The sequence below is a fragment of the Paraniabella hibiscisoli genome (genome assembly GCF_022512515.1).
In the GTDB taxonomy this organism is placed as follows: domain Bacteria; phylum Bacteroidota; class Bacteroidia; order Chitinophagales; family Chitinophagaceae; genus Niabella; species Niabella hibiscisoli.
Genome location: NZ_JAKWBK010000001.1, coordinates 4,529,184 through 4,545,360, shown reverse-complemented (window position 1 = coordinate 4,545,360; position 16,177 = coordinate 4,529,184). Strand labels below are relative to the sequence as shown.

At 41.1% G+C, this 16,177-nt stretch carries 16 protein-coding genes and 3 pseudogenes; 7 read left to right on the top strand and 12 right to left on the bottom strand.

Annotated features, from left to right (window positions below; all coding sequences use genetic code 11):
- Window positions 1–4 precede the first annotated feature (4 nt).
- The 8 genes from MKP07_RS27860 to MKP07_RS27825 all read right to left on the bottom strand — a co-directional run bounded on the left by MKP07_RS27860 (window position 5) and on the right by MKP07_RS27825 (window position 7,729).
- The gene (locus MKP07_RS27860; RefSeq protein ID WP_240850500.1) at window positions 5–937 is read right to left on the bottom strand and encodes a hypothetical protein; all 933 of its coding nucleotides are present in this window, start codon (window positions 935–937) and stop codon (window positions 5–7) included.
- Window positions 938–968: 31 nt separating this feature from the next.
- Window positions 969–1,127, bottom strand: coding sequence for a hypothetical protein (locus tag MKP07_RS27855; RefSeq protein WP_240850499.1), 159 nt, complete (start codon window positions 1,125–1,127; stop codon window positions 969–971).
- A 29-nt stretch (window positions 1,128–1,156) separates the two neighbouring features.
- Entirely contained in the window at window positions 1,157–3,784 is a 2,628-nt protein-coding gene (gyrA, locus tag MKP07_RS27850; RefSeq protein ID WP_240850498.1) for a DNA gyrase subunit A, read from the bottom strand.
- A 356-nt stretch (window positions 3,785–4,140) separates the two neighbouring features.
- Window positions 4,141–4,968 (bottom strand): methionine adenosyltransferase, encoded by an 828-nt coding sequence (metK, locus tag MKP07_RS27845; protein WP_240850497.1) that lies wholly within the window; start codon window positions 4,966–4,968, stop codon window positions 4,141–4,143.
- Window positions 4,965–5,330 carry an S-adenosylmethionine synthetase N-terminal domain-containing protein gene (locus MKP07_RS27840; RefSeq protein ID WP_240850496.1) on the bottom strand — a complete coding sequence of 122 codons (366 nt, stop codon included), beginning with the start codon at window positions 5,328–5,330 and terminating at the stop codon, window positions 4,965–4,967. Before MKP07_RS27840 ends, metK begins: the two co-directional genes overlap by 4 nt.
- Window positions 5,331–5,418: 88 nt before the next feature.
- Window positions 5,419–5,649, bottom strand: a complete 231-nt coding sequence (locus tag MKP07_RS27835; protein ID WP_240850495.1) for a hypothetical protein — start codon at window positions 5,647–5,649, stop codon at window positions 5,419–5,421.
- Entirely contained in the window at window positions 5,637–6,932 is a 1,296-nt protein-coding gene (locus MKP07_RS27830) for a DUF4270 family protein (protein WP_240850494.1), read from the bottom strand. The genes MKP07_RS27835 and MKP07_RS27830 overlap by 13 nt, the downstream gene beginning before the upstream one ends.
- Window positions 6,933–6,973: 41 nt before the next feature.
- Window positions 6,974–7,729 (bottom strand): glycogen/starch synthase, encoded by a 756-nt coding sequence (locus tag MKP07_RS27825; RefSeq protein WP_240850493.1) that lies wholly within the window; start codon window positions 7,727–7,729, stop codon window positions 6,974–6,976.
- A 193-nt stretch (window positions 7,730–7,922) separates the two neighbouring features.
- Between MKP07_RS27825 and panC the strand changes: the two are divergent.
- The 5 genes and pseudogenes from panC (at window position 7,923) to MKP07_RS27785 (ending at window position 10,732) form a co-directional block, all read left to right on the top strand.
- Window positions 7,923–8,704: pseudogene (gene panC, locus MKP07_RS43065) on the top strand (pantoate--beta-alanine ligase).
- Window positions 8,705–8,793: 89 nt separating this feature from the next.
- Window positions 8,794–9,075, top strand: a complete 282-nt coding sequence (locus tag MKP07_RS27810; protein WP_240850490.1) for an OsmC family protein — start codon at window positions 8,794–8,796, stop codon at window positions 9,073–9,075.
- The gene (locus MKP07_RS27805; RefSeq protein ID WP_240850489.1) at window positions 9,072–9,221 is read left to right on the top strand and encodes an OsmC family protein; all 150 of its coding nucleotides are present in this window, start codon (window positions 9,072–9,074) and stop codon (window positions 9,219–9,221) included. The genes MKP07_RS27810 and MKP07_RS27805 overlap by 4 nt, the downstream gene beginning before the upstream one ends.
- A 122-nt stretch (window positions 9,222–9,343) precedes the next feature.
- Window positions 9,344–10,456: pseudogene (locus MKP07_RS43060) on the top strand (trans-sulfuration enzyme family protein).
- A 21-nt stretch (window positions 10,457–10,477) separates the two neighbouring features.
- On the top strand, window positions 10,478–10,732 hold the full coding sequence (locus MKP07_RS27785) for a hypothetical protein (protein WP_240850486.1): 255 nt from the start codon (window positions 10,478–10,480) through the stop codon (window positions 10,730–10,732).
- 4 nt (window positions 10,733–10,736) lie between these two features.
- On the opposite strand, the gene MKP07_RS27780 is transcribed toward MKP07_RS27785, so the two are convergent.
- The 4 genes and pseudogenes from MKP07_RS27780 to pdhA all read right to left on the bottom strand — a co-directional run bounded on the left by MKP07_RS27780 (window position 10,737) and on the right by pdhA (window position 13,699).
- Complete coding sequence (locus MKP07_RS27780; protein ID WP_240850485.1) at window positions 10,737–11,459, bottom strand: (Fe-S)-binding protein; 723 nt, start codon at window positions 11,457–11,459, stop codon at window positions 10,737–10,739.
- A 138-nt stretch (window positions 11,460–11,597) separates the two neighbouring features.
- On the bottom strand, window positions 11,598–12,074 hold the full coding sequence (ribH, locus tag MKP07_RS27775; RefSeq protein WP_240850484.1) for a 6,7-dimethyl-8-ribityllumazine synthase: 477 nt from the start codon (window positions 12,072–12,074) through the stop codon (window positions 11,598–11,600).
- A 2-nt stretch (window positions 12,075–12,076) separates the two neighbouring features.
- The gene (locus MKP07_RS27770) at window positions 12,077–12,775 is read right to left on the bottom strand and encodes a tetratricopeptide repeat protein (RefSeq protein WP_240850483.1); all 699 of its coding nucleotides are present in this window, start codon (window positions 12,773–12,775) and stop codon (window positions 12,077–12,079) included.
- A gap of 25 nt (window positions 12,776–12,800) precedes the next feature.
- Window positions 12,801–13,699, bottom strand: a pseudogene (pdhA, locus tag MKP07_RS27765) (pyruvate dehydrogenase (acetyl-transferring) E1 component subunit alpha).
- Window positions 13,700–14,046: 347 nt separating this feature from the next.
- Between pdhA and MKP07_RS27760 the strand changes: the two are divergent.
- Window positions 14,047–14,907, top strand: a complete 861-nt coding sequence (locus MKP07_RS27760; protein WP_240850482.1) for a polyphosphate kinase — start codon at window positions 14,047–14,049, stop codon at window positions 14,905–14,907.
- Window positions 14,907–16,103, top strand: a complete 1,197-nt coding sequence (locus MKP07_RS27755; RefSeq protein ID WP_240850481.1) for a phospholipase D-like domain-containing protein — start codon at window positions 14,907–14,909, stop codon at window positions 16,101–16,103. The genes MKP07_RS27760 and MKP07_RS27755 overlap by 1 nt, the downstream gene beginning before the upstream one ends.
- Window positions 16,104–16,177 lie beyond the last annotated feature (74 nt).

The window sequence follows — 16,177 nt, the reverse complement described above, 5'->3', positions numbered from 1 at the left end:
TTTGCTAACTCATAGTTAGCGCCGTATGTTTTTTGGCTTCTGCCAGTTGCTGCTTATCATCTGCAGTTGCTTTTGCACCTTTCTTGGTAACATTTGTTTCCGCAGTAACCATAGCATCCCTGAATTTCTCGGATTTAAGCAGGTAATGGTCACCCAACAAGAGATAAGGCTGCATTTCTCCGGGTTTGAGGCTGGAAGCTTTGTTTAAAGCGGCCAACATTTTAACTTCTAATTCTTCAGCATTACCAGGAACTACAGCGTTGGCTTTTCTTGAATCCAATGTATCATAAATGATCTCAGCCAGCGTGATATTAGATTTATAATCTTCAGGGTTGGAAGCTACATGCTTCTCCAGGCTGGCCACTCTCTCATTGAAATCGGAACTACCTCCTACCGCGAAGTCAAGTAAAGAATAGGTGAAAAATTCACTCTGAGGAAATAATTCTTTACCGATTGCTTTATACTTTTCAAAATTAGCGTTATCATTTTTACCTGCATAATAACGCACTAGTCCCTGGTATACACTTTCGTAAGAAGCCTCGTTATATTCCTTAATTTTCGCATCTGCAATTCTTGCATAATATTTCTGCGCATCGTCAGCATGCTTGGTATTTTCAGCCAACAGGCCTGCATAGTATATAGCCGCTGTATCCATTTGTTTATTCATGATCTTTTTAGCGATCAAAAGTTCAGAATAGTCTACAGTCTTTTTAAACTTTTCATAAGCCGGCTCATAAGCTTTATTATTAATATCGGCAATACCTGCGTTAAAATAGCCTGCATATAAATTAAACGGGGTATTCTTATAAGTCGGATCCTCCATTAACAATTTCATATCGGCATCCATCTCTTTATACTTTGCTAATGCAGCATCTGCCTCAGATCTGTTCTTGTCGGCTTCTGCAGCTTTAGTGCTATCTAAAGAAATATTAGCCAAAAGCGCAGCTTTTAAAAGATATCCTTCGGGTTTAGTAAAAACTTCTCGTTAGTAGAGTTCTTATCGAAAGATTCTTTTGCTTTAGCAATCTGCCCCAGTGCCAGAAGTCCTTTAATATCATCATACTTCTGTGCAAAAGCTCCTGTTGTTGAAAAAGCAACAATACCTGCCAGGAAAATAACTTTTTCATTCGTATATATTTTTACTATTTTTTAAACACTAATTTTCTTCAGTCGGCTCATCTGTAGCTTCTCCGCTATCAGTATTAGATTGCTCATCGTCGGAAGGGGTTGCATTATCGGATGATTCTGCCGGATTATCGGCAATTGCCGTTGCTTCTTCACCATTCTCAGTCTCCTCAATTTCCTCCTGCTCATCTACCTTGGTAATAGCGGCTATTTCATCTCCCTCATCAATACGGATCAGCTTCACACCTTGCGCAGCTCTGCCCAACTCACTGATACCGCTAACCGGCATCCGTATAGTGATACCACTTTTGCAGGTAATTAACAGATCCTGGTTTTCAAACACATCTAAAAGTCCGACTAAATTACCGGTTTTATCTGTTATGTTAATGGTTTTTACACCTTTACCACCACGATTTGTAAATCTGTATTCATCAACAGCCGTTCTTTTACCAAAACCTTTTTCGCTGACTACCAGTACTCCCGGTGTAATTTCAGCGTTTGTTGGTACACAAATCATGCCTATTACTTCATCTTTCTCATCATCTACTTCAATTCCTCCAACACCAATGGCACCGCGGCCAGTAGCCCTCACTTTCTCCTCAGAGAAGCGAATAGCTCTACCACTTTTAACTGCCAGCATGATTTCAGAGGTACCATCGGTAAGTTTAGCTTCCAGCAGTTGATCGCCTTCTACGATAGTGATGGCATTAACACCCGTCTGCCTTGGGCGGCTAAAGTCGCTCAGACTTGTTTTTTTGATTATACCTTTTTTGGTGCAAAGCAGGATATTATGCGCTTTTACAAACTCTTCGTCTTTCAGATCTTTGATGTCAATAATGGCGCGGATCTTATCATCAGGCGGCAATTGCATCAGGTTTTGTATGGCACGTCCTTTACCCGTCTTTTCTCCTTCCGGAACCTCATATACATTCAACCAGTAACATCTTCCCTTTTCGGTAAAGAATAACAAAGTGTGATGTGTAGAGGCTACAAACAGATGTTCGATATAATCCTCATCCCTCGTTTTACCACCACGTACACCACGTCCTCCACGTTTTTGTGCGCGGAACTCATCTGCCGAGGTACGTTTGATATAACCCAAATGAGAAATAGTAATTACTACATCTTCTTCTTTGATCAGGTCTTTAATACTTACTTCATCATTCAGGTAAGTAATTTCGGTATTACGCTCGTCACCAAATTTCTGTTTGATTTCCAGCAACTCCGTTTTGATGATATCGAATCGTAAAGTTTCGTTGGAGAGAATATCCTTTAAGTGAGCGATCAGTTTCATCAGCTCCTCGTATTCTTCTTTGATCTTCTCGCGCTCCATTCCTGTTAACCGCTGCAAACGCAGTTCCAGTATGGCTTTGGCCTGTATCTCATCCAGGCCCCAGCCTGCATTGATCAGGTTTTCCTTGGCGATATCTGGCGTAGCAGAGCTCCTGATCAGGCGAATCACTTCATCCAGGTGATCCAGCGCAATCAAATAACCCTGTAGAATATGGGCTCGCTTTTCGGCTTCCTTTAATTCGAATTTCGTACGACGCACCACTACTTCATGCCTGAACTCTACGAATTCGGCAATCATATCTTTTACGTTCAATACCCTTGGACGACCTTTAACGATCGCCACATTATTGATACCAAAAGAAGTTTGAAGATCGGTGTTTTTATACAGCTGATTGATCACCACATTAGCAATGGCATCACGCTTCAGATCCAATACTACACGGGTACCATCTTTGTTGGACTCGTTGTTTACGTGTACAATACCTTCGATAACTTTATTATTTACCAGCTCACCAATACGATTGGTTAAGGCATCACGGTTTACCTGGTAGGGCACTTCGGTTATGATAATTTGTTCACGACCACTTGCTTTTGTATCCACATGAACCCTGCCGCGTACCACCACTCTGCCACGACCTGTATGCATACCCGCTTTAATGCCTTCCATACCGTAAATAATACCGCCGGTTGGAAAATCCGGGGCTTTTACATGTTGCATCAGCTCGTCAATGGTAATGTCGTTGTTATCGATATAGGCTACGCAACCATCAATTACCTCACTCAGGTTATGCGGCATGATGCTGGTGGCCATACCTACGGCGATACCACTGGACCCGTTCACCAATAACTGCGGAATACGTGTAGGCAGAATAGTAGGCTCTTTCTCAGAATCGTCAAAGTTCAATTGAAAGTCAACAGTATCTTTTTCAATATCATCGAGCATGTGCTCAGCCAGCTTCTCCAGCCTTACCTCGGTATAACGCATAGCCGCCGGTCCGTCCCCATCCTGGTTACCAAAGTTACCCTGGCCATCCACCATAGTGTAACGCATGCTCCATTCCTGGGCCATACGCACCATAGCGTCGTATACAGAGCTATCACCATGCGGGTGATACTTACCTAATACTTCCCCTACTACACGGGCAGATTTCTTGTAAGGCTTGTTAGCGTTTAACCCGAGTTCGTTCATTGCGTATAATATCCTGCGATGTACGGGTTTTAAACCATCTCTTACGTCAGGGAGTGCGCGACCTACGATTACGCTCATCGAGTAATCGATGTAGGCCGTTTTCATCTGCTCTTCTATATTTACGGGAATAATTCGGTTATTATCCTGTGTTCCTTGTGGCTCCAGATTCTCTTCCATCTAATTATTGCTGTTCTTAAAATTTAAAAGTAAAATGGCATTTACAATGCTTGCAAATTTAATCTTTTTATAACTGAAATGTGCCGAATACATAATGATTTTTCACCAGTTTATGCACCTATTTGACAGGCGGTTTTTTCATTAGGATCAACCTGTTTTTCATTCATTGAATCGTTGAGAGGAGGTTAAGGTTAGACCAAGCGCAAACAGGTCACGATTTTAACCGCGACCTGTGAGAAAAAGAGACCACTCCAATCTGAAGCGGCTCTATGTGTAATAAATTACCGGATGTTATTTAAGCTTGAATGCTTTTTTCACCTTTGCAACATGATCTAATTTCTCCCAGGTAAAAAGCTCTACTTTTTTGAAACTTTCTTGCCATCAGGCGAGATAAACACTTTTTCTACAGTGGTAGCTTCACGTCCCATGTGCCCGTAAGCAGCTGTTTCGCTGTAAATAGGATTACGTAATTTCAGTCTTTGCTCGATAAAGTAAGGACGCATATCGAAAATGCCTTCTACGATCTTGCTGATCTCGCCATCTGTTAAATCTACTTTCGCTGTTCCATAAGTATTTACATTGATACTGGTTGGTTTAGCCACACCAATGGCGTAAGAAACCTGCACCAATACTTCGTCAGACAAGCCTGCAGCTACGAGGTTTTTAGCGATATGACGCGTTGCATAAGCAGCGCTTCTATCTACTTTGCTGGGATCTTTACCACTGAAAGCACCACCGCCATGAGCGCCTTTTCCACCATAAGTATCTACGATGATCTTACGGCCTGTCAAACCTGTATCACCGTGAGGTCCGCCAATTACGAACTTACCAGTTGGATTAATATGATATTTGATCTTATTATTGAACAAATGCTTGTATTGTGGGTATTTCTTGATAACGCGCGGTATCAGAATCTTTGTAACGTCTTCATGGATCTTTGTTAACATTTTAGCTTCCTTATCAAAATCATCATGCTGCGTAGAGATAACGATCGCATCGATTCTTACCGGCTTGTTATTATCATCATATTCTAAGGTAACCTGGCTTTTTGAATCGGGGCGCAGGTACTTGATTTGTTTATTTTCTCTTCTCAACTCTGCCAACTCGATCAACAAGGTATGAGCCAGGTCTAATGCCAATGGCATATAGTTGGCCGTTTCGTTAGTCGCATAGCCAAACATCATTCCCTGGTCGCCGCACCCTGCTCTTCTTTCTTTTTTTTACGATCAACACCCTGGTTGATATCTGAAGATTGCTCGTGAATAGCAGACAGCACACCGCAGGAATTCGCTTCGAACATGTATTCGCTTTTGGTATACCCGATCTTGCTGATCACTTTACGGGCAATATCCTGCACATCCAAGTAAGCTTTGGATTTTACTTCACCCGCCAATACTACCTGACCTGTAGTAACCAAGGTTTCGCAAGCCACTTTAGACTGGGGGTCAAAAGCAAGAAAATTATCAATCAGCGCATCAGAAATCTGGTCCGCCACTTTATCTGGGTGTCCTTCAGAAACACTCTCGGAAGTAAATAAGTAAGGCATCGTGAAATAATGAATTTATAGTCTATAAAATAAATAGGGTGCAAATATAGTATCTGCACCCCTGTTAATAAAATTTATAATTCTGTCATTAGAGTTTTGAATAAACAATTCTCAGTTTCATTTTCTGTGTAGGGTGATTACCGCCGCCTATGCGGGCGCGGCCAATTCCAGCCAAACCGTAAAAACTAGATTGGGTACTAGGGATGCGCAAATTATTTGGAATAAGAGGCGCCAAATCTCCTAATGGCAATGTGGTTGCAGCTGGTGCATACATTCTCATACTATAGGCTGGAATTTTATCTGCTACTACATTTTGCAAATAGCGGGTGATATTAAAACGCCAATAACGTATCCGATTGCCAGAAGGATCTGTTGTATTGAAAAAGTTTGATTAATTGAATTACTGCTGTAAAAATTCTCCAGTCCAGATATCAGATATTCGGTAGTTCCTTGTGAAAAGCTAAAAATAGATGGTATGAGTTTGAACTTAGCTGCAGTAGAGTCATACACGTCTACAAATACATTGGGCGGCGCGGAAAATATTGTATCCGAAACATCATATATACTTTGAGCCTGCAATTCAGCCAAATGAACAACACAGTTGGGTAATCCTGCAAGACCCGGGATACGAATGTTGGTATATGTACCTGGCGTATTCTGCATGTACACAATTGGATCTTTTACCTGATCACCTATACCAGTCAACACCTGTGTTCCAGTATAATTTCTGCTTATATAGTTAGAGTTGGCATTTGCTCCGTTATAAAAAGTAAAGGAAGCTACAGCTGTATCAATATCAGTTGGTGTAGTCGTATTATTATACCGGTAATACACTGCGAGGTGGGTAGTGGCATCATTTATATAAATCCCCATCAATCCGTTGCCTCCGCCCGTTGACTTTAAAGCAAACCCCTTGAATTTAGTTCTGAAAATAGAATCCGAGCTGTAAGCATTATTAACGCCTGTAGAGTCGTATTCTAATAAACGCTGTCCAAAGCTAGGATCCAGCTTAATGCGAATTTGCCTCGCAACCGTCGATGTATCTCCATAAGTAGGATAATTCACTACCTGAATAGAGTCACTGGTTGACCTTGGGATAAATGTCTTACTTCCTAATAAAGTTGATGTCGTGAATAACTGGTTGATTCCGTAAAGCGAGTCATATCTGAAGTCGTTAGATTGTTGTATTTCTGATACCTGAATCGTTTGAGGTGTTAGTGTGTCACCATAGGTGAAACTATGATCAAGAACGAGTACCACAGAATCTAAGTATAAGGAACCCGGACGATTTCTGAATGGAAAAACACCACCTGGAGAAACCTGAAAAAATAATTGTCCATCAGTTTTTCCGAATATCGGGTCATTCGAAATCACTCCTAATAGCTTAGTGAAAGTGTATACAGACCGAAAAGAATCCAACGCCGGATCAAATAAACCGTTGTAGGTTTCTACCTCCAATGTTGTATCGAAAGTATGGATATTATCAACCGGTGGAATCAGGTCCTGGCCCATATCGGTTGCTAAGTTGATCTTATTACAGGAAACTAATAAAACGATAGCTAAGGTGCATATTCCCAGTGCCGACGAAATAAATTTATTCACACAGATATTTTTGAAAAATTGATACGGTAAGTTTTAGAAAATTATTCCGCAAGATCGTTATACAGTTGTAAATAGTCTGTTAAATCAGAATCTTCCTTGAACTGCAGCGTCTTTTTACCACGTACTTTGGTAAACTCTGCCAGTAACTTTTTGTCTACATTAGGTGCACCAAAAGTGATCGCGTCGGCATAAGTGGCGCCCCCTCTCATCAAGGCCACATTGGTTCCTTCTTTAAAAGGCTCCAGGTCTTTTTCTTTCAGAGACGGATGAATAAGCGCTTTAGGTATAAAGCCTTTGCCCAGCTTTTCTTTAAAAGTATTTTCACCAATGGTATACACAATTTTACTATGCGCAAAAACCGGCTCTTTCTTGTAAATCGTTTTAAGATATGCAGGAATCAGCCCTGTCATCCAGCCACTGCAGTGTATCACATCGGGGCTCCAGCCAAACTTTTTCACGGTTTCCAGGGCGCCCTTACAATAAAAAACAGTTCTCAGGTCATTATCGGCAAACCATTTCTCTTCATCATCATGAAACAAGGTCTTTCTTTTGAACAACTCCTCGTTTTCCAAAAAATACACCTGAAGACGTGCGCTGGGTAAAGATGCCACCTTGATCTGCAATGGCATGTCGTCGTTATCAACCGTTACGTTGATACCAGAAAGTCGAACTACTTCGTGAAGTCTGTGTCTGCGTTCATTAATAACTCCGAAACGCGGCATAATGCAGCGCACCTCAAAACCATTATCATTGGCTTTTATGGCGAGTTTATTAACAATTTCAGAAAATTCAGTCAACTCTAAATAGGGGACATTTCATTGGCAATAAATAAAATTCTTTTCTTTGTTGACATGCTTTAGCAATTTTTAAAGTTTGCGAAGTTACATATTTATAGGCAAACCGCCTTGTATTATAAATTATACTAATGAAAGTATTTAAAAAGATAACAGACTTACAGTTGCACCTGCAGGACCAAAAGAAAAGGGCCTGATGATAGGATTTGTACCTACCATGGGCGCTTTACATGAAGGACACCTTAGCCTGTTACATACCTGTAAAGCAAGCTGTGATATAGCAGTAGTAAGCATTTTCGTGAATCCAACCCAGTTCAATGACCCCAAAGACCTTGAAAAATATCCCCGTACCATCGAAAAAGATATGACCATGCTAATTGGCGCGGGCTGCGATGTTTTATTTTACCCCGATGCAGCTGAAATATATCCTCCCGGAGAAATAACAAGAATTTATGATTTGCAAAATCTTGAAAACCTGTTTGAAGGGACTTACAGGCCGGGGCATTTCCAGGGCGTTTGCCAGGTAGTAGACAGGCTTTTTCCATTGTTCAGCCACAACAGGTGTTTTTTGGGCAAAAAGACTACCAGCAATGTATGGTGATCAAAAGACTGATTGAAACAACGCCTGCATTCAACGCAATTGAAATGACGATTGCGCCCACTATGCGTGAAGCTAATGGCTTGGCAATGAGCAGTCGAAATATGCGTCTCTCTGAAGAAGAAAAGTTGATTGCACCAACAATTTACCAGACATTGTTGTTTCTAAAAGACGAGCTTAGGCGAGGTCCTGTAACGGGTGCTATCTCGTTAGCCGTTGCAAAATTGCAGGAAAAAGGCTTTGTTACAGATTATGTGGGAATAGCCGATGCTGTTACACTCGAACCAGTGGAGGAATGGGATGGTAAAAAGTCAATAGTGGCGTTAATTGCTGCATTTTTAGGACCAGTAAGGCTGATAGATAATTTGGTTATTGCTTAGTTGGAAAGCTGCCTTAATTGAAATACTTTTGCCCGCGCAAACGCAAGCCCGGTAAAGTATCTTGCTCAAACTGTTAAAATAATATACTGATGAATACAGTGAAATTAAAAAGGGTAAATGGAGAATATGGTTTTGATACCATTAATGAGAATGGAACAGTAGTAAAAACGGATACCAACCCGAATATGGGTGGCCTTGAATACGGTGCGCGACCGATGCAGCTTTTACTAAATGCTCTAGCGGCCTGCTCGAGTATTGATGTGATCAGTATATTGAAAAAACAGCGCCAGGAGGTGACCGACTACGAAGTAACTGTTAACGGCGAACGCAACCCAATGTGGAGCCTTCTTTGTGGAAGCATATTGAAATGATTTTTGAAATCACCGGTAATGTAGATGAAGATAAAGCCAAACGTGCGGTTGAAATTTCTATCACCAAATATTGTTCGGTAGCTATTACCCTGGCTAAAGCGGGAGCCGAAATTAAAACCCAGGTGATCATTAATAAACCTAGTTAATCGGCAGATTTCAAATACAATAATTAAAAGACCCCGAATTTAAATACTATACGTTGAGTAACAAACGATCCCTTCATCCCTCTACCATTGCAGTTAGAACACAAACAGAACGCACCTACCAAATGGAGCATTCTACTCCCTTGTTTTTAACGAGTAGCTTTACTTTTGAAAACGCGGAGTCGATGCGCGCAGCATTTGCCGATGAGTCGGATGATAATATTTACAGCCGTTACAGTAATCCTACGGTAGATGAATTTGCACATAAAATTGCGTTGCTGGAAAAGTGTGAAGCAGGTTTTGCAGTTGCCAGCGGTATGGCGGCTGTATTCAACTCCTTTATGGCACTTTTAAAAACGGGAGATCATTTGTTGTGTTGCCGTTCTATGTTTGGCGGTACCAACACGGTTGTTACCAAATTTTTGGGGAAATTCGGTATTGAATTTACGTTGGTTGATGCAGCGGATATCGATAACTGGGAAGCTTCGGTAAAGCCCAATACGAAAATGCTTTATCTTGAAACTCCCACCAATCCTCAATTAGAGCTGATTGACCTCGAAAAGGCAGGCCAACTGGCGAAAAACATAACCTGATATTTAATGTAGACAATTGTTTTGCTACCCCGTTTTTGCAAACGCCTACAGATTTTGGCGCTGATCTGGTTATCCACTCCGCTACTAAATGGATTGATGGACAGGGACGCGTTTTAGGAGGTGTTATTGCCGGCAAAAAGAGCTGATCAATGAAGTATACCTGTTCTGTCGCAATTCAGGTCCTACCCTCTCGGCCTTTAATGCCTGGGTGTTGACCAAAAGCCTGGAGACTTTAGATGTACGTATCACCCGCCATTCGGCCAATGCTTTAAAAGTGGCAGAAACTCTCGAAAAAAACGCTAAATTGCAATGGGTGAAGTATCCTTTTCTCCCCTCGCACCCTCAACACGAAATAGCAAAAAAACAGATGAGCGCGGTGGTGGTATTGTTTGTTTCGAGATAAAAGGCGGCGTTGAAGCAGGCCGGAAATTTATGGACGCCCTGCAATTGTTGTCTCTAACGCCTAACCTGGGTGATTCACGTAGCATCGCCTCGCATCCCGCCAGTACCACGCATTCTAAACTGAGTGAAGAAGAGCGTTTGAAGGTTGGTATTACACCGGGTCTTATCCGTATTTCTGTAGGACTAGAGCATCCTGATGATGTCATCTACGATATTGAACAGGCCTTAAACAGCATTAATTAAACCGAAACAACTGATCAACTAATGAAGACAAAGACCAATGATGTAACTGAATTAAGTACGGAGGAATTAGTTAAGCAGAAAAAATTGCTTACCGGCGTAGCCTTTGGTCTGGGTATAGTGATGATTGCAGCTTGCCTGATACTGTTTTATCTTGTATTGAAAAGCAAGAATTACATGGTGATATTCGTGATACCAGTTGCTATGTTGTCATTGCTTCCCAGTTTTATGAGACTGGGGCAAATTAATGCAGAACTAAAATCACGAAAAATAAAGTAGGGTTTTACCAGCCACTTGCTAATACATCGGCCAGGTGCATAGGTTTAATACGGTAGCCTTTGCCATTGATATATCCCTGCAGGTGCATCAGGCAGGACAAATCCGTGCTGATAATATAATCCGCATCTGTGGCTATGGCATTCTCTACTTTTTGCTCTCCCATTCCAACGGATATACCCGGGAACTTTACTGCGAAAGTACCACCAAAACCACAGCAGGTTTCTACATCGTTCATTTCTGTAAGGTATAAGCCTTTTACATTACCAAGTAATTGCCTCGGCCCTTGCTTAATCTTACATTCTCTTAAAGCAGCACAGCTGTCATGATAGGTGGCCAGGCCATTTAGTTCAGCCCCACAATTCTCCACCCTTAAGACGTTAAGGAGAAATTCAGAAAACTCGAAGGTCCGGGAAGCCATCGATTTGACCTCGTTGTGCAGGGATGAGTTATCAAATAGCTTCTGGTAATAGTTACGTATAAAGCCCACACAACTGGCACTGGGCGCCACTATATACTCAGCATCCTTAAAATCATTGATAAACTTATTACATACGGCCTTGGATTGATCCCAGAAGCCGGCATTAAAAGCAGGCTGACCACAGCAGGTTTGATTGGCATTGTATTGAACTGTACAACCGAATTTCTCCAACACTTTCACCATATTAAATCCCGTTTCAGGATATAACTGGTCTACAAAACAAGGTATAAAAATATGAACGTTATACATTATTTAAGTTCAAAGTTTGACAGATGACTAGAGTATGAATGATGTTTGACACGTAAGAGGTACGATGTATCATCGCAAGGTAGCTAGTTAGTATATACATCTTACAACGTACATATTAAATCGCACATTTATGTAATGCTAGTCCAACATTTTTAGCGCTGTGATAGCTGCTTCCTCACCTTTATGTCCATGTTTTCCACCTATTCTTTCAATGGCCTGTTCTTCCGTATTTACTGTTAGCACGCCAAATATAGTTGGTACAGGCAACATCAGGTTTAGTTGTAATATACCATCGGCCACCATTTTACATACATAGTCAAAATGGGGTGTATCGCCCTTTACAACCGTACCAAGTGCTATATAAGCATGAGGTTCGTCAAATTGCTGTTTGGCTTTGTTCCAGTGCCGGTTAACAGCGAAGGGTATTTCTACGCAGCCAGGTACAATCAGTACTTCTATCCTTGCATTATATTGTTTTAATACGCGAAGACAGCCGGCTTCCAGCTCGTCTACAATATGTGCGTTCCATTCTGTTTTTACTAAAACAATAAAGGCATCCTGCTTAAAGATGCCTTTATTGGTATTTAATAAATTACTGTTACCAGTTGATGCCATTATTAATTAACATTATACACCCCTAACTGTGCCAGGTACTTATCAGCTTCAAAACCTTGCTGCGTGCGGGGATATTTTTCTTTTAATTCTTTGAAAAGTGCAATTGCTTCATCTTTGTTATTTAGCACATTCTGTGCTAAAAATGCACCTCTGAAAAGCGCGTCAGAACTCTGTTGAGGATCTGCTTCAAAATGATGTGCTGCTTTTTTGTAATAATCCAAAGCTTCGGCTCCCTTGCCCAGGTCACCATAAGCATCGCCTAATAAAAGGTAAGCGCGCTGTTGAATCTGCTTGGAATCTGTGCTGAATTCTTTCAGATACTGAACAGCTTTATCGTTCTGATTCAATTTAATATAACAGCTACCTGCATAAAAATTAGCCAGGTTTCCTTTTACGGTTCCACTGTAATTATCAGCCACTTTAATAAAGCCGGGATTTACTCCGTCGCCATTTAAAGCGAGGTTAACGGAATCCATTTCGTAATACTGCTCTGCTTTGTAAATTTTATCAGCAGCTTCTGCTTCTTTAGGGCCTTTTACAAAATGTTTGTAAGCGAAAAAACCACCTACTGCAACAACTACCACACCTAAGAAAAGTGAGATGTTTTTGCCATTTTTGCTCCAAACCTGCTTCGCTTTTTCTACAGCTTCGTTTTGCTCAAGCGTTTCGTTACCAGCTTGTTGGTTTATGTTATCTGCCATTTTATTCTTGATGGAAATTTAAATATTAATCAACTATGAAAGGATAGTTCTGATCCATGTAAACATCCTTTAATACCTCGTCATCATTCGGAATCGGGCTTTCTTCTGCAAATTTCACAGAATTAGCTACCACTTCTTCACAACGGCTATCTATTTCCGTCAACGATTCTTCTGTAGCGTAGTTATTATCCAGGATGTTCTTTTTCAGGATGGAGATAGGATCTTTGGATTTGTACTCATCAACTTCATCCTTAGTCCTGTATTTTTGAGGATCACTAATAGAGTGACCTTTATAACGGTAGGTTTTTATTTCCAGTAAGGTTGGGCCACCTTTTTCACGTGCACGTTTTACTGCTTCAGCAATAGCATCGTGTACTGATTCAGGATTCATTCCATCCACCACAGCCGATGGCATATCAAAACCTGCACCTAATTTATAGATATCTGTTACATTCGAAGTACGCTCAACAGATGTACCCATTGCGTAGTTGTTATTCTCGCAAATGTAAATTACCGGCAATTTCCAAAGCATGGCCAGGTTAAAGCTTTCGTGTAAGATACCCTGTCTTGCTGCACCATCTCCAAAAAAGCAAAGCACTACATTGTCGGTATCTTTATAGTGTTCTGCAAAAGCAAGCCCGGTACCGGTACCAATCTGAGCACCTACGATGCCATGACCACCATAGAAGTTTTCTTTTTTACCAAAAAGTGCATGCTTCCGCCTTTACCTTTTGCACAACCAGTAGCTTTTCCATACAGTTCAGCCATACAGCTATCTACGGATACACCTTTTGCAATAGCTAATCCGTGATCGCGATAAGCTGTAATGAACATGTCATCAGGTCTTGTTGCCGTCATGCAACCTGCTGCAATAGCTTCCTGACCCACATACGCGTGAAAAAATCCGCGTATTTTACCTTCCATTTTATACTTTTCTTCCGCTGTAAGTTCAAACTGGCGAATCAATTGCATCAATTCGTACCAGTATAAATATGTTTCTTTAGAAAATTTTGTTGCCACTCGCTAAATTTTTGTCCGAAGAACTCCTTCGTGGAGTGCAAAGTAAGGGAAAAAAGCGTTTAAAACCAATAGCTATAGGTGAAGGTTTTGCACCCTATAAGAGGTTTTCTCCCTTATTAAATACCTGCTTATGAGTTCCCGCTTCACTTATATAAAAAAATAATAAATACTTAAAGTTGGTTTTTAATTGGCTATAGGCAGGTGTCCTATATTTATCGGATATTTTTTATATATTGAAAACTTAAATTACAATGTTGAAACTTATTCCAAGAGATATCAGCTGGCTATCGTTTAATGAAAGAGTTTTGCAGGAAGCATCGGATCATACCGTGCCTTTAAGAGAGCGGGTTAAGTTTCTCGGCATTTTTTCCAATAACCGGGATGAATTCTTTCGCGTGCGTGTAGCATCACTTAAAAGGATGTTACAAATAGAAACCAAGATGAAGATGCATTCTGAGAAAAATCCTCAGAAAATCCTGGATGAAGTGCAGCGTGTTAATGCCGAACACCAGGCCGCCTTTGAACGGGTATGGGCTGAAGTGTTAACGGAAATGAATAACCAGAACATTTTCCTTAAGAACGACAAACAACTGAATTCCGAACAGAAAAAATTCATTTTAGACTTTTTTGATAACGAGGTAAGCGCTAACATAGTGCCGCTCATGGTGGAGAATATTAAAAAATTCCCCAACCTGAGAGATAAATCTATTTTCCTTGGGGTGGTTATGTCTAAAAGCTCAGATAAAGCCGACCGTAAATATGCTATTATAGAAGTACCGGTTACCGCAGTCGGCAGCCGTTTCATTGTATTACCCTCAAAAGAAGGTACGCATGACATCATGCTGCTGGAAGATGCCATCAAGTTTAACCTGCCTGATATCTTTAGCTTTATGGGGTACGATGAGTTTCAGGCGCATATTTTTAAGTTTACCAGGGATGCTGAATTAGATATCGACAATTCCGATACTACTACTATTATACAGAAACTGGAAAAAGGGCTGAGAAATCGCAAAAAAGGTAAGCCTATTCGCCTCGCTTACGATGAAAATATGGATCCGGGATTTTTGGAGTACCTGCTGGCCAGGCTGGGTTTAACCAAAAAGATAACCTGATGCCCGGAGGAAGCATCCACAATTTCAGGCATTTTATGGATTTCCCATCCCAGGTCTTTACTTATAAAGCAAAGCGCAAACAACCCTTCACTCACCCTGTATTGCAAGATGAGCGTGTTGGAGACGTGCTGATGAAGCGGGATGTATTGTTGAATTTTCCCTATCACAGCTTCACTCCCGTTGTTGATATGATCAGGGAAGCTGCCTTTGACCCCGACGTGGTTTCTATTAAAATAGCCTGTTACCGCCTCGCTTCACAATCTAAAATTGTTAATGCACTGGTGAATGCCGTTCGCAATGGAAAAGAGGTAACGGTGATGATGGAGCTAAAAGCTCGTTTTGATGAAGAAGCCAACCTGCAGTGGCAACAGGTGCTTTTAGACGTAGGCGCAAAAGTATTGACGGGTATACAGGATATGAAAGTGCATGCCAAGATCTGCGTAATCAAGAAGCGTATTAAGGGTAAAACACATTACCATGGTTTTGTAAGTACGGGCAATGTAAATGAAAAAACGGCGAGGTTATACGGAGATCATTGCTTGTTGACCTCCAACAGATTTATCATGGCAGATGTTAACCGTATTTTTAATTTCCTGGAGAAACCCGAAACCGGATTTCATTTCCTCGAAAAATGCCGGACCTTAGTTCCCAGTCCTGGATTTATACGGACCGAGCTAAATAAGCTGATTGATGCAGAAGTAGCTGCGGCGCGTAAAGGACATCCTGCAGAAATCATCCTCAAAATGAACTCCATGGCAGATGCTAAGTTGATTGAAAAATTAACCGAGGCGGCCAAGGCAGGCGTTGTGATCAAGTTGATTGTGAGAGGTATCTTTTGTATGCAATCGGAAAGTAAGAAGTTTAAAACGCCCATAAAAGCTATCAGCATTATAGACGAATACCTCGAACATGCCCGGGTTTGGGTATTTCATAACCGCGGAGATCAGAAAGTGTACATCTCTTCTGCAGACTGGATGATCCGCAATATTGAGCATCGGGTAGAAGCCACCTGCCCTATTAAAAACGAGGACCTGAAACAGGAATTGATCGATATTCTGAATATTCAGCTCAAAGACAATACTAAGGCAAGGATTTTGAATAATGAACTCGATAATGAGTACGTTAAAAGGAAAAACAAAGACGAAGTAAGATCACAGGAAGAAATTTACAATTACCTTGCTAATAAATCTTACTGATATTTGCAGCATCAAGCAAACTGAGATATTCCTATTTTTGAGTAAATGATAGGGATACTTTGGTATGCCGGTCT

Excerpts from the sequence above, each read along its gene's own strand:
- MKP07_RS27855 (WP_240850499.1), bottom strand. The coding sequence starts at position 1,127 with ATGAAAAAGTTATTTTCCTGGCAGGTATTGTTGCTTTTTCAACAACAG.
- gyrA (WP_240850498.1), bottom strand. The coding sequence starts at position 3,784 with ATGGAAGAGAATCTGGAGCCACAAGGAACACAGGATAATAACCGAATT.
- metK (WP_240850497.1), bottom strand. The coding sequence starts at position 4,968 with ATGATGTTTGGCTATGCGACTAACGAAACGGCCAACTATATGCCATTG.
- MKP07_RS27840 (WP_240850496.1), bottom strand. The coding sequence starts at position 5,330 with ATGCCTTACTTATTTACTTCCGAGAGTGTTTCTGAAGGACACCCAGAT.
- MKP07_RS27810 (WP_240850490.1), top strand. The coding sequence starts at position 8,794 with ATGAATACAGTGAAATTAAAAAGGGTAAATGGAGAATATGGTTTTGAT.
- MKP07_RS27805 (WP_240850489.1), top strand. The coding sequence starts at position 9,072 with ATGATTTTTGAAATCACCGGTAATGTAGATGAAGATAAAGCCAAACGT.
- MKP07_RS27785 (WP_240850486.1), top strand. The coding sequence starts at position 10,478 with ATGAAGACAAAGACCAATGATGTAACTGAATTAAGTACGGAGGAATTA.
- MKP07_RS27780 (WP_240850485.1), bottom strand. The coding sequence starts at position 11,459 with ATGTATAACGTTCATATTTTTATACCTTGTTTTGTAGACCAGTTATAT.
- ribH (WP_240850484.1), bottom strand. The coding sequence starts at position 12,074 with ATGGCATCAACTGGTAACAGTAATTTATTAAATACCAATAAAGGCATC.
- MKP07_RS27770 (WP_240850483.1), bottom strand. The coding sequence starts at position 12,775 with ATGGCAGATAACATAAACCAACAAGCTGGTAACGAAACGCTTGAGCAA.
- MKP07_RS27760 (WP_240850482.1), top strand. The coding sequence starts at position 14,047 with ATGTTGAAACTTATTCCAAGAGATATCAGCTGGCTATCGTTTAATGAA.
- MKP07_RS27755 (WP_240850481.1), top strand. The coding sequence starts at position 14,907 with ATGCCCGGAGGAAGCATCCACAATTTCAGGCATTTTATGGATTTCCCA.